The following is a 12,049-nucleotide window of genomic DNA, read 5'->3' on the forward strand; positions in this document are numbered from 1 at the left end:
TAGGCAGCCCGGCGTCAGGGAAAATCCGACCAATTTACGAATCTGTTTTGCAACCGAGGTAATAGTGGACACATTGCAAGGCATGCGCGTGTTCGCCAGGGTGGTGGACAGCGGCAGCTTCACTTCCGCCGCCCAGGCCCTGGACCTGTCCACCGCGCAGGTATCGCGGCTGATCTCCGACCTGGAGGTGCACCTGCAGACGCGCCTGCTGCACCGCACCACCCGGCGCCTGGCCCTGACCGAAGCCGGCGAGCGTTACCTGGAACGGTGCCGCGGGATCCTCGAGGACATCGAGGTCGCCGAGGCCGAAGCCGCCGGCGCGCACATCCGCCCCTGCGGCCGCTTGCGCGTGCAGTCGCTGATGGGCATGGGCCAGCATCACCTGGTGCCGATGATCGCCCGCTACGGCGCACTGTTCCCCGACGTGGTGATCGAGCTGACCCTGTCCCAGCGCAACCCGGACATGCTCGAGGAAGGCCAGGATGTGCTGATCACCGGCGAGCGCCAGTTGCCCGACTCGGAGTTCGTCGCCCAGCGCCTGGGCAGCATCCACAGCGTGCTCTGCGCCAGTCCCGGCTACCTGCAGCAGCACGGCGTGCCACGCTCGGTGGACGACCTGGAGCGCCACGTCTGCCTGCGCCTGCAGGACCCGGCCTACCCGGAGGGCTGGATCTTCGCCGACGAGCAGGGCGAGCGCACCGTCAGCCCGCAGAACACCTTCATGGTCAATGTCGCCGAGGTCATGGCCCAGGCGGCCAAGGCCGACCTCGGCATCGCCCTGCTGCCCAGCTACGTGGCGGCCGCGGCGCTGCGCAACGGCGAGCTGCTACGGGTGTTGCCCGGCCATGCCATGCACCAGCGGACCATCTATGCGCTGTATCCCTCGCGGCGTTACCTGGACGCGAAGATCCGCACCTGGGTCGATCTGTTGCAACAGGAACTTCCCCAGGCATTCGCCCGCGACGAAACTACCATGCAAAGTTCAAGTTACTGGGCACAGTGAAGGATTGTTGTTATTGAGGTAATACTCTCTCGTCTGTTTGGCTATTTTTCCGAGCATGGCGGTTAACTAATATGGCGCCTGTCCCAAGTGAACAGGGTGTCATCGGAGACCCGCCATGAATCGCCAGATCCTTGCTGCCGCCATACTCAGTTTGTTTTTCCTCGCATTTTCCCAGGCCGGTTTCGCCGAAGAGTCCTCGCTGATGACCAACCGCATGGTCGACGCCAACCAGCAGGCCATCGAGCACCAGCAGGAACTTTCCGCCTCCGCCGCGCAGGCCGGGGCCCGCAGCGACTCCTGATCTAGCGCATGGCGCCAGCCGCGCCATGGCTTCCCCCGGGTACTCGGGAAGCGTGAGCCTGGGTACCCTGTCCTTGCGCCGCATATGATATGCGGCGTTTTTTTTGCCTTCCTGACCGTTCGGACAATTCTTGCAGAATATGTAAAAGACTTTCGTTGGATATCGGGTTTTTCCGATAGTGGCAAAAAAATATAATCGCGCCAGCTCAATGGATAATTGTCGCTGGCTGTCGACGATATTCGTTCTGTCTTCATCGATCTCGCCATGCAAGAGCGGGACGTGGAAAGCCTAAAGCCCGATGAGTCGAAGAGACTTTCAATAGAAGAGTCCGACTGCGTTCCAGCCGGTTTCCAGTGTCCGGAAATACACTGGCAAGACTTCCCGACGCCGAACTTTGATTGCTCCTATTCGACGTCTTCTCAAGGCCGCTGATACCAGCGACCTTTTTTTTCGGGTTGCGCCCGGCTGGGCGCCCCATGGGAGCGATCGCCCGCGCGACGCCAGCAGAAGCGTCGCCGGGAACGACACCACAACACGCTTTCCGGCCTTGCCGGATTTCACCACGCTGTAAGAAGGAGCAACCGCAATGAGGAATCTGTTCGCCTTGACGCCGATGGCGCTGGCGCTGTGCACCGCGTCCGCCGCCTGGGCCGATGAGGGGGAAGCCAAAGAAGGCTTCATCGAAGGCTCCAGCCTCCAATTGCTGACCCGCAACTACTACTTCAACCATGACCGCCGGCACGCTTCCGGGCACGACAGCAAGGAATGGGCGCAAGGCTTCATCGCCACCTTTCAGTCCGGCTACACGCCCGGCGTGGTCGGCTTCGGCGTCGACGCCTACGGCATGCTCGGGCTGAAGCTCGACGGCGGCGGCGGTACCGGCGGCACCAGCATCCTGCCGATCACCGCGCCGAGCAAGGAAGGCTACGAATCCGGCAAGGCACCCGATGAGTTCTCCAGTGGCGGGGCGGCGCTGAAGATCCGCGCCTTCGACACCGAGCTGAAGCTGGGCGACCAGTTCCTCAGCAACCCGGTGGTCGCCGGCGGCGAGTCGCGCATGCTGCCGCAGACCTTCCGCGGTGTGAGCCTGACCAACAACAGTTTCGAGGACCTGACCCTCACGGCTGGCCAGGTCAGTTTCACCAGGTACTACAACCAGAGTGGCCACCGTCGCCTCGGCTCGTACTACGGCGAACTGCCGGGCGACCGCGACAGCCATCATCTCAGCTGGCTGGGCGGCACCTGGGGCGGCATCGAGGGCTTCACCAGCAGCCTGTACGCCGCCGAACTGCAGAACGTCTGGAAGCAGTACTACGCCGACGTCGACTACACCTACGAGATCGACGACAACTGGTCGCTGAACCCCGGCGCGCACTACTACAAGACCGTCGACAGCGGCGACTCGTTGCTCGGCCGGATCGACAACAACACCTACAGCCTGCATTTCGCGGTCGGCTACAGGCAGCACACCGTCACCGCGGTGCTGCAGAAGGTCAACGGCAACACGCCGTTCGACTACATCAACCAGGGCGACAGCATCTTCCTCGACAACTCGCAGCAGTATTCCGACTTCAACGGTCCCAACGAGAAGTCCTGGAAGCTGCAATACGACTACGACTTCGTCGCCCTCGGCCTACCCGGCCTGAGCGCCTCGGCCTCGTACTCGCGCGGCAAGCTGGACCTGACCCGGGTCGATCCGGACAGCCCCGGCTACGGCGGCTGGTACAGCGCCGACGGCAAGAACGCCAAGCACTGGGAACGCGACCTCGACCTGCAGTACGTGGTCCAGGGCGGTCCGGCCAAGGACCTCTCGCTACGCCTGCGCTGGGCCACCCACCGCGGCACCGGCGGCTACAGCGCGGTGGACAACGACATCGACGAATACCGGGTGATCGTCGACTATCCCATCGACGTGTTCTGAGCCCCGCGCGCTGGGCCCTTCGCCGGGCTCAGCGCTGGCGGAACAGTTCGCCGGGAGTGAAGCCGAAGAGTCCCTTGAAGGCGGCGATGTAGGCCGAGGTCGAGTCGTAGCCGCTGTCCAGGGCGGCGCCGGTGACGCTGTCGCCGGCTTCCAGCGCGTTGAGCGAGGCGAGCAGGCGCTGGCGTTGGCGCCAGAGCCGGTAGTTCATCCCGGTCTCGCGCTGGAACAGGCGCGACAGGGTCTTTTCCGAGGTGCCCAGGCGCTGCGCCCAGTCGCCCATGGTCAGGCTCTGGGTCGGTTCGTCGATCAGTGCCTGGCACAGCCGCAGCAGGCGCGGCTCGCGCGGCATCGGCAGGGAGAAGGCGACCTCCGGCAGCAGCCGCAACTGGTCCAGCAGCACCTGCACCAGCCGCGATTCGGCGCTGTCGCCCTCCGGGTAGTCCACCGGCAACTCGCAGAAACTCTTGATCAGCTCGCGCGCCAGCGGCGTCACCTCCAGCACCCGGCAACGCGTCGGCGCCCAGGCGCAGGCGTCGCCACGGATGTACAGGCTGCGCATCTCGGCGCGGGTGGAGGTGACCACCTCGTGTTCCAGCTGCGCCGGAATCCAGATCGCCCGCTGCGGCGGGGCGAAGAAGCTGCCCTCGGCGGTATGTACGCCGAGCACGCCGCTGATGGCGTAGGAAAGCTGTACCCAGGCGTGCCGGTGGCGCGAGGTCCAGGAGCCGGCGCGCAGGCTTTCGGCGCGCGCGTAGACCGGCCGTGGCAGGCGGGCGAGGGTGGGAATCGGGCGGTGCAGTTCCGCAGGCTGTCCGTTCATCGTCATGACTTGGCGTCGTGTCGCTAGTCGGCAGAGTCTGGCAGGGCTAACCTGCCGCCTCAAGTTTCCCGGAGCCCACGCCGATGCTCGACTTCTCCGCCCACGCGCTTCCCTACGCCTCGCAACGTTCGCCGGTCCATGCCCGCCGCGGCATGGTCGCCACCTCGCAGCCGCAGGCGGCGCAGGTCGGGTTGGAGATATTGCGCCGTGGCGGCAACGCCATCGACGCGGCGATCGCCACCGCCGCCGCGCTGACGGTGGTCGAGCCGACCGGCTGCGGGATTGGCGGCGATGCCTTCGCCCTGGTCTGGACCCGCGGACGCCTGCACGGCCTGGACGCCAGCGGGCGCGCGCCGGGCCTGCTCGATCGCGAGCGGGTGCGCGCCGCCGGCCACGAGCGGATGCCGCTGTACGGCTGGACGCCGGTCACCGTGCCGGGCTGTCCGGCGGCCTGGGGCGAACTGTCGCGGCGCTTCGGCAAATTGCCGTTCGAACAACTGCTGCGGCCGGCGATCGAGCTGGCTCGCGATGGCTTTCCGGTCTCGCCGGTGATCGCCCGCCTGTGGCAGAGCGGCCTGGACAAGTTCCGCGCGGCGTTGCCGCAGCGGCCCGAGCTGCGGGCCTGGTTCGACGAGTTCCTCATCGACGGCCGGGCGCCGCGCGCCGGCGAGGTGTTCCGCCAGCCGGGCCAGGCCGACACCCTGGACGAGCTGGCGCGCAGCCAGTGCGAAAGCTTCTATCGCGGCGAGCTGGCCAGGGCCATCGTCGGCCACGCCGAGCGCAGCGGCGGCTACCTGCGCGCGGAGGACCTGGCCGGCTACCAGGCGAAGTGGGTCGAACCGATCTCACTGAACTACCGTGGCTATGACGTCTGGGAGATTCCGCCGAGCGGCCAGGGCCTGATCGCCCTGATGACCCTGAACATCCTCAAGGGCTTCGAATTCGGCGAGCGCGACTGCGCGCGGACCTGGCATCGCCAACTGGAGGCGATGAAGCTGGCGTACGTCGACGGGCTGCACTACATCAGCCAGCCGCAGTCGATGCGGGTCTCGGTCGAGGAACTGCTGCACGAGGACTACGCCGCCAGCCGCCGTGCGCTGATCGGCGAGCGCGCGCTCGATCCCAGCCCCGGCCAGCCGAGGCCGGGCGGCACGGTGTACCTGGCCTGTGGCGACGAGGAGGGCAACCTGGTCTCGTTCATCCAGAGCAACTACCACGGCTTCGGCTCCGGCGTGGTGGTGCCCGGCACCGGCATCGCCTTGCAGAACCGCGGCGCCGAGTTCAGCCTCGATCCGGACCACGTGAATTGCCTGGAGCCGGGCAAGCAGACCTTCCACACCATCATTCCCGGTTTCCTCAGCAAGGACGGCGTGCCGCTCGGCCCGTTCGGCGTGATGGGCGCCTATATGCAGCCGCAGGGCCACGTGCAGATGGTGATGAACCTGGTGGACTTCGGCCTCAACCCCCAGGCTGCCCTCGACGCGCCGCGCTGGCAGTGGCTGGGCGGGCTGCGCGTCGGCATCGAACATGCCGCGCCGCGCGCGCTGGCGGCGGAGCTGGCGCAGCGTGGGCACCAGGTGGAGATCGCCTACGACTCGACCAGCTACGGGCGCGGCCAGATCGTCCTGCGCGACCCGGCCAGCGGCGTGCTCTGTGGCGGCACCGAGCCGCGCACCGATTCGCAGATCGCGGTGTGGTGAGGGGACCCATGTGGGTGAGGCGGGGAGACCTGTCCGGCGGATAACGCCCAAGGCGTATCCGCCCTGCGGATGGCGAAGCAAGAAGTCCCGGCAGGCATAGGCTGCCAGGCGACCCGTACTCGAGCGCGCTCCGCTACGCGACATCGAGAGCGCCTTCTGGATGTCATGCCACCGGAGTCTCCCAGGCCCTGGCGAATTTACGTCCGGGCGTCCTGAAACCCGACGAAAAACCCCATTCGGGGATGAATTCCGCCCGCCGTCTCTGGCATCATCCGCGCCGCTTCTCGCCCGAACGCCGGGGCGGTGATGTGTAGAAATACCACGCAGTGTTTTGTGTACAAAATCCTACTGATTCTTTTTGTCACAAAACGCTTTTGTGTATCCAGTTTTCTTCGCGCTGCCATCCCAAAGTCGAGCACGCCCCTCCCGACCACGCACCAGCGCAAGGCAGAAACTGTCCTTGGGGTCAGGTTTTTGCCGTCGTAGAGAGGTTGGAGGCATTTCGCCGCCTTTGTCCAGAACACTGAAAAAACAGGCGTTCCCTTCGCCGTTGGAAACCCGGCGAAGCGCCCGCGCCGTCTTGGCTTCGTTCTTGCTATCCATGGCGAGGCCTGACCGCTCGGACAGGTTCGCCCACTAGAAAAAAAGCTATTCACTCCAGGAGCGTTTCAATGAGCCGCACACTCGCCACCGTGATGCTAGCCGGGGGGCTGCTGGCCGCAGGCCAGGCTGTCGCCGAAGACCATGACATGACGCCGACCCACGAGACCGACTCGGGGCCGCTGCTCTGGCACAACGAGAGCCTGACCTACCTCTACGGCAAGAACTTCAAGATCAACCCGCCGATCCAGCAGACCTTCACCCTGGAACATGCCAGCGGCTGGACCTGGGGCGACCTGTTCATCTTCTTCGACCAGATCAACTACAACGGCAAGGAAGACGCCAGCAACGGCAAGAACACCTACTACGGCGAGATCACTCCGCGCCTGAGCTTCGGCAAGCTCACCGGAGCGGACCTCTCCTTCGGCCCGGTTAAGGACGTGCTGCTGGCCGGCACCTACGAGTTCGGCGAAGGCGACACCGAGGCCTACCTGCTCGGCCCGGGCTTCGACCTGGCGATCCCCGGCTTCGACTACTTCCAGCTCAACTTCTACTACCGCAAGCCCGACGGCAACCGCGTGCGCGCCGGCGCCTGGCAGATCACCCCGGTGTGGTCCTACACCATTCCGGTGGGCAACTCCGACATCCTCATCGACGGCTACATGGACTGGGTGATCAACAACAAGAGCGCCAGCACCAGCCGCCGCAACCAGAGCGACTATCACGCCAACCTGCACTTCAACCCACAGGTCAAGTACGACCTGGGCAAGGCCCTCGGCTACGAGCCTAAGCACCTGTACGTGGGCCTGGAGTACGACTACTGGTCCGACAAGTACGGTGTGAAGGACTCGCAGTACTTCACCACCGACCAGAACACCGCAAGCTTCCTGGTCAAGTACCACTTCTGAGTCCGTCGCGCGGGGCTGCCGGCCGGGCCCCGCCAGCGCGCCCCGTCATTGCGCGCCGTGCATCGGCACGGTGCGCGACGGTCGCCTTCGTCGTCCTTGCGTTTGCCTCCCGTTGTTCGCTCGACCCACGCCGGGCGCGCCCTGCAGCCTGAGCGGCAGGAATAAGCTGATCACCTGGACAGCTTTTTGCAGAAGCCGTGCATCCTCCTCCTGTCCGAGGAGCGCCACTTGAGACGGCCCGATGCATAGCGAAGACCAGCGCCCCAACGACCTCATCTACGGCCTCGACGACCGGCCGCGCCCGCTTCCCGCCTTCCTTGCCGCGCTACAGCACGGGCTGGCCAGCTTCGTCGGTATCGTCACTCCGCCGCTGGTGATCGGCTCGCTGCTCGGCCTCGGCGAGCACCTGCCATACCTGATCAGCATGGCGCTGATGGTTTCCGGCGCCGGCACCCTGATCCAGGCGCGCCGGCCGTTCGGCATCGGCGCCGGGATGATCTGCCTGCAAGGCACCAGCTTCGCCTTCCTCGGCGCCGTGCTGGCCGCCGGGATGCTGGTGAAGCAGCGCGGCGGCGGTCCCGAGGAGATCCTCGCGATGATCTTCGGCGTGTGCTTCTTCGGCGCCTTCGTGCAGATCGTCCTCAGTCGGTTCCTCGGCCATCTTCGCCGGGTGATCACGCCGCTGGTCACCGGCATCGTCATCACCCTGATCGGCGTCAGCCTGATCAAGGTCGGCATCACCGACCTCGGCGGCGGAGCCGGGGCCACGGACTTCGGCGCACCGGCCAATCTCGCGCTGGGCGCGCTGGTGCTGCTGAGCATCGTCCTGCTGAACCGCTCGCGCCTGCCCTGGCTGCGCCTGGCCGCCATCGTCATCGGCCTGGCGCTGGGTACCCTGGCGGCCTGGGCGACCGGCCTGTTCGTTCCGCGGGCGTTGCCCGAGCTGCCGCTGGTCAGCCTGCCGCAGCCGTTCCGCTTCGGCTTCGCCTTCGACTGGATGGCCTTCCTGCCGGTGGCGCTGATCTACCTGATCAGCAGCATCGAGACGGTCGGCGACCTGACCGCCAACTGCATGCTCTCGCGGCAACCCCTGGAGGGGCCGGCGTACCTGCAGCGGTTGCGCGGCGGGGTGCTCGGCGACGGCGTCAGTTGCCTGCTGGCAGCCACCTTCAGCGCCTTCCCGAACACCACCTTCGCGCAGAACAACGGGGTGATCCAGCTCACCGGGGTGGCCAGCCGGCACGTCGGCATCTACATCGGCGGCGTGTTGCTGGCGCTCGGCCTGTTCCCCTGGGTCGGCGCGATCCTCCAGCAGATCCCCAAGCCGGTACTCGGCGGCGCCACCCTGGTGATGTTCGGCAGCGTCGCCGCCGCCGGCATCCGCATTCTCGGCCAGACCGCAATGGACCGCCGCAGCGTGCTGATCATCGCCGCCTCGTTCGGCGTCGGCCTCGGCGTGGCCGCGCAGCCGACCCTGCTCGACCAGATGCCGGCGGTGGTGAAGACCCTGTTCGACTCGGCGATCACCAGCGGCGGCATCACCGCCATCCTGCTCAACCTGCTGCTGCCCGAGGAGCGCGTTGCCGAAGCGGCGCAAGCCAGCGCGAAGGGCGGCGCCCTGGCGCGCTGGCGCAAGCCGCTGGGTTGATACGGGCGTTTGCAAATTTTTCCGCGCCTGGCTTGTGTCCCGCGGCCGGGCTGGGGTATCAACGCGGGGATCACGCCGATGGAAACCTGCGCATGACCCTGACAGTGCCCGCCCACGACCCGGCCGCCCGCGACAAGCCGGCCGGGCGCATCCGCCAGAAGAACGAGGAGGCGATCCTCGCCGCGGCCGAGGAGGAGTTCGCCCGCCACGGCTTCAAGGGCACCAGCATGAACACCATCGCGCAGAACGTCGGCCTGCCCAAGGCCAACCTGCACTACTACTTCGGCAACAAGCTGGGCCTCTACACGGCGGTGCTGAGCAACATCCTCGAACTCTGGGACAGTACCTTCAACACCCTCGGCGTCGACGACGATCCGGCCGAGGCGCTGGCCCGCTACATCCGCGCCAAGATGGAGTTCTCCCGCCGCTACCCGCTGGCCTCGCGGATCTTCGCCATGGAGATCATCAGCGGCGGCGAGTGCCTCACCGCGCATTTCAACCAGGACTACCGCAGCTGGTTCCGCGGCCGCGCCGCGGTATTCGAGGCCTGGATCGCCGCCGGCCGGATGGACCCGGTGGATCCCGTGCACCTGATCTTCCTGCTCTGGGGCAGCACCCAGCACTACGCCGACTTCGCCAGCCAGATCGGCCTGGTCACCGGCCGCAAGCGCATGTCCAGGCAGGACTTCGCCGCCGCCGCCGACAACCTGGTGCGGATCATCCTCAAGGGCTGCGGACTGACCCCGCCGGCGGCCTGAACGCGATGCCGAGCACCCTGCAAGGCCTCGCCGAATACCGCGAGGAAATCCGCAAGAGCCGCTTCCACACCATCGCCGCGCCGGTGGCCGACGAGGACGAGGCGCAGGCGTTCATCGCCGCCCACCGCGACGCTTCCGCCGGACACAACTGCTGGGCCTGGAAGTGCGGCGCGCAGTACCGCTTCAGCGACGACGGCGAACCCGGCGGCAGCGCCGGGCGGCCGATCCTGGCGGCCATCGAGGGACAGGACATGGACTGCGTGGCGGTGCTGGTCAGCCGCTGGTTCGGTGGCATCAAGCTCGGCACCGGCGGCCTCGCCCGCGCCTATGGTGGCGGCGCGGCCAAGTGCCTGCAGCAGGCGCCGCGCAGCGAGCTGGTCGAGCGCTGTCGGGTGCGCTTCGCCTGTGCCTTCGCCGACCACGCGCTGCTCAAGGCGCGCAGCCTGGCGCTGGGCGCCAGCGTGGCGGCCGAAGACTACGGCGCCGACGGCGTCGTCCTGACCCTGGAGTTGCCGGTGGCGCGCTTCGAGGCGCTTCAGGCGCTGCTGGTGGACCTCAGCCGAGGCCAGGTGCGGCCGCAGCGGCTGGACGCCTGAGGAGGCTCAGCGCGCTGGAGCCGGGCGGGAAGGGGCAGGAAGCGGCGGGAGCGCGGCGAACACGCATTTGTCGCGGCCGCTGCGCTTGGCGTCGAGCAGTGCGGCGTCGGCGCGATTGACGGTCTGCGAATAGGTTTCGCCGATGCGGTGTTCGGTAACGCCGACGCTGGCGGTGACGCTCAGCGCCTCGGTGCCGACGCGTACCGCCAGGGTCCGTACGCTGTCGCGCACCCGCTCGAGTACCGGGCCGGCGTCCTGCAGGCGGGTCTGTGGCAGCAGCAGGAGGAATTCCTCGCCGCCCCAGCGGCCGCAGAGGTCGTATTCGCGTAGCTCGGACTCCATGGCCCGGGCGATTTCCACCAGCACCCGGTCACCGCTGTCGTGGCCCCAGGTATCGTTGACCTGCTTGAAGAAGTCCACATCGAGCATTGCCAGCACGTAGCTCTGGCCGTGGCGCTGGGAGCGTTCGTTCTCCTCCCTGAGGCGCTCCAGCAGCATGCGTCGGTTGGGCAGGCCGGTCAGCGGGTCGCGGATCGAGGCTTCCTTCAGCGCCAGGTTGAGGTCGCGCATCATCTGCTGGTAGCGGTCGGAGATCCGCGCCACCTTTTCCAGGCGCCGCAGCTGCTTGTGGTAGCGCTCGGACAGCGACAGGTTCTGCTCCCGCGCCATCGACTGGAATCCGTCGGAGATCCGGGCGATGCGCTCCAGCCGCACCAGTTGCTCCAGCGATTGCTGGCGCAGGCGGGCCAGCGCCTGGTGCAGCGGATGCCCGTGGAACTGCGGATCGGCCAGCAGGCCGTCGATCCAGGCGTCCAGTTCGCGTTCGCGGCTCATCGTCGGCTACTCGTCGTGGGCCTGGATGGCGAAGGGGAAGCTGCAGTCCTCGCGGAACTCCTCGGCCAGCTCCGCGACCCGTTCGTTGCGCCGGTCGTAGTGCCAGCGCAGGCTGACCGGACGACCGCCCTGGTGGGCCTCTTCGAGCAGGTCGAGGATGTCCATCATGGCCTTGATCGAACTGGTGTTCAGGTACAGCAGGCGCAGGTCCAGTTCCAGCGGCCGCTGCCCGGCGGCGAGGAAGCGCTCGACCCAGTCGATCACCTGGCCGAACAGTTCATAGGAGTTTTCCGGGTAGGAATCGCCTTGCATGGACAGGCGTCCGGCCTGCCAGTCGCCCTGGATGGCGGGCGTGGACTGGGTGCCGGGTATGTGCAGGTCACTCATGATGGTGTTCTTCCTAAAACACGGGGTCAGATCACGGCGCGCAGGCTGAAGAAGGCGCGCCCGTCGGGCTGTTCCTTCAGCGATGCGGCCAGTGGTTCGCTGGACTTGCGGGCGATGTCCAGCAGGCCGAGACCGGCTCCGCTGGCGCAGCCGCTGTCGCGCGGGCGGCGTAGCTGCTCCTTGTAGGCGGCCTTGAGGGCGGCCTTGTCGAGGTTGGCGATGGCCTGGATGCTGCGCACCAGGCTCTGGCCGTCGTCGCGTTCCACCAGGTTGCCGGCGGACACCACGTAGTGGCCGTCCTCGTTGCGGGCGATGGCTACCGTGGCCGCCGCCTCGTGTTCGCCGTAGCCCTTGAGATTGGCGTAGTGGCGGATGTTCTGGGTCATCTCGATGTACACCGCGAAGACGTCCATCGCTTCGCTCGGCTTGGCCTGTTCGGCGTGCAGGTAGTTGCGCAGCGCGTGGCCTATCTCCTCGATCAGGCTGCGCGAGATCGGTCCGTTGAAGCAGAGCAGGATGCGTTGGCGGGTGTAGCTTTCACGCATGGCCAGCAGGTCTAGCGTTTCCATGGGT

At 66.7% G+C, this 12,049-nt stretch carries 13 protein-coding genes; 8 read left to right on the forward strand and 5 right to left on the reverse strand.

What is annotated here, in order from left to right:
- Window positions 1–64 precede the first annotated feature (64 nt).
- From JHD77_RS26440 to JHD77_RS26450, 3 genes are all read left to right on the forward strand, one after another.
- Window positions 65–1,003 carry a LysR family transcriptional regulator gene (locus JHD77_RS26440; protein ID WP_191519386.1) on the forward strand — a complete coding sequence of 313 codons (939 nt, stop codon included), beginning with the start codon at window positions 65–67 and terminating at the stop codon, window positions 1,001–1,003.
- A gap of 115 nt (window positions 1,004–1,118) precedes the next feature.
- Window positions 1,119–1,304, forward strand: a complete 186-nt coding sequence (locus JHD77_RS26445; protein WP_191519387.1) for a hypothetical protein — start codon at window positions 1,119–1,121, stop codon at window positions 1,302–1,304.
- Between the two features lie 586 nt (window positions 1,305–1,890).
- A complete protein-coding gene (locus JHD77_RS26450; RefSeq protein ID WP_031756515.1) occupies window positions 1,891–3,225 on the forward strand; it encodes an OprD family porin in 1,335 nt (444 codons plus the stop codon).
- A 28-nt stretch (window positions 3,226–3,253) separates the two neighbouring features.
- On the opposite strand, the gene JHD77_RS26455 is transcribed toward JHD77_RS26450, so the two are convergent.
- Entirely contained in the window at window positions 3,254–4,051 is a 798-nt protein-coding gene (locus JHD77_RS26455; RefSeq protein WP_003083886.1) for an AraC family transcriptional regulator, read from the reverse strand.
- A gap of 77 nt (window positions 4,052–4,128) precedes the next feature.
- Here JHD77_RS26455 and JHD77_RS26460 point away from each other — a divergent pair, with 77 nt between their 5' ends.
- Window positions 4,129–5,745, forward strand: coding sequence for a gamma-glutamyltransferase family protein (locus JHD77_RS26460; RefSeq protein WP_003102206.1), 1,617 nt, complete (start codon window positions 4,129–4,131; stop codon window positions 5,743–5,745).
- A gap of 345 nt (window positions 5,746–6,090) precedes the next feature.
- Here the strand turns inward: JHD77_RS26460 and JHD77_RS26465 are convergent, their stop codons facing one another.
- Window positions 6,091–6,348, reverse strand: coding sequence for a hypothetical protein (locus JHD77_RS26465; protein WP_109233049.1), 258 nt, complete (start codon window positions 6,346–6,348; stop codon window positions 6,091–6,093).
- 68 nt (window positions 6,349–6,416) lie between these two features.
- On the opposite strand from JHD77_RS26465, the gene JHD77_RS26470 reads away from it, so the two are divergent.
- The 4 genes from JHD77_RS26470 (at window position 6,417) to JHD77_RS26485 (ending at window position 10,255) form a co-directional block, all read left to right on the forward strand.
- Entirely contained in the window at window positions 6,417–7,253 is an 837-nt protein-coding gene (locus JHD77_RS26470; RefSeq protein ID WP_003102209.1) for an outer membrane protein OmpK, read from the forward strand.
- Window positions 7,254–7,494: 241 nt separating this feature from the next.
- Window positions 7,495–8,901, forward strand: coding sequence for a uracil-xanthine permease family protein (locus tag JHD77_RS26475; RefSeq protein WP_191519388.1), 1,407 nt, complete (start codon window positions 7,495–7,497; stop codon window positions 8,899–8,901).
- A gap of 92 nt (window positions 8,902–8,993) precedes the next feature.
- Window positions 8,994–9,659 carry a TetR/AcrR family transcriptional regulator gene (locus tag JHD77_RS26480; RefSeq protein ID WP_003083903.1) on the forward strand — a complete coding sequence of 222 codons (666 nt, stop codon included), beginning with the start codon at window positions 8,994–8,996 and terminating at the stop codon, window positions 9,657–9,659.
- Window positions 9,660–9,664: 5 nt separating this feature from the next.
- A complete protein-coding gene (locus JHD77_RS26485; protein WP_003102213.1) occupies window positions 9,665–10,255 on the forward strand; it encodes an IMPACT family protein in 591 nt (196 codons plus the stop codon).
- A 6-nt stretch (window positions 10,256–10,261) separates the two neighbouring features.
- On the opposite strand, the gene siaD is transcribed toward JHD77_RS26485, so the two are convergent.
- The 3 genes from siaD to siaB are packed head-to-tail and all read right to left on the reverse strand — an operon-like array spanning window position 10,262 to window position 12,045.
- The gene (gene siaD / locus JHD77_RS26490; protein ID WP_003083910.1) at window positions 10,262–11,089 is read right to left on the reverse strand and encodes a biofilm formation regulator diguanylate cyclase SiaD; all 828 of its coding nucleotides are present in this window, start codon (window positions 11,087–11,089) and stop codon (window positions 10,262–10,264) included.
- 6 nt (window positions 11,090–11,095) lie between these two features.
- Entirely contained in the window at window positions 11,096–11,476 is a 381-nt protein-coding gene (gene siaC / locus JHD77_RS26495) for a biofilm formation regulator SiaD modulator protein SiaC (protein WP_003102215.1), read from the reverse strand.
- 26 nt (window positions 11,477–11,502) lie between these two features.
- Window positions 11,503–12,045, reverse strand: a complete 543-nt coding sequence (siaB, locus tag JHD77_RS26500) for a biofilm formation regulator kinase SiaB (RefSeq protein WP_003083916.1) — start codon at window positions 12,043–12,045, stop codon at window positions 11,503–11,505.
- Window positions 12,046–12,049 lie beyond the last annotated feature (4 nt).

Source organism: Pseudomonas sp. P20, assembly GCF_016463925.1.
In the GTDB taxonomy this organism is placed as follows: Bacteria; Pseudomonadota; Gammaproteobacteria; order Pseudomonadales; family Pseudomonadaceae; genus Pseudomonas; species Pseudomonas aeruginosa.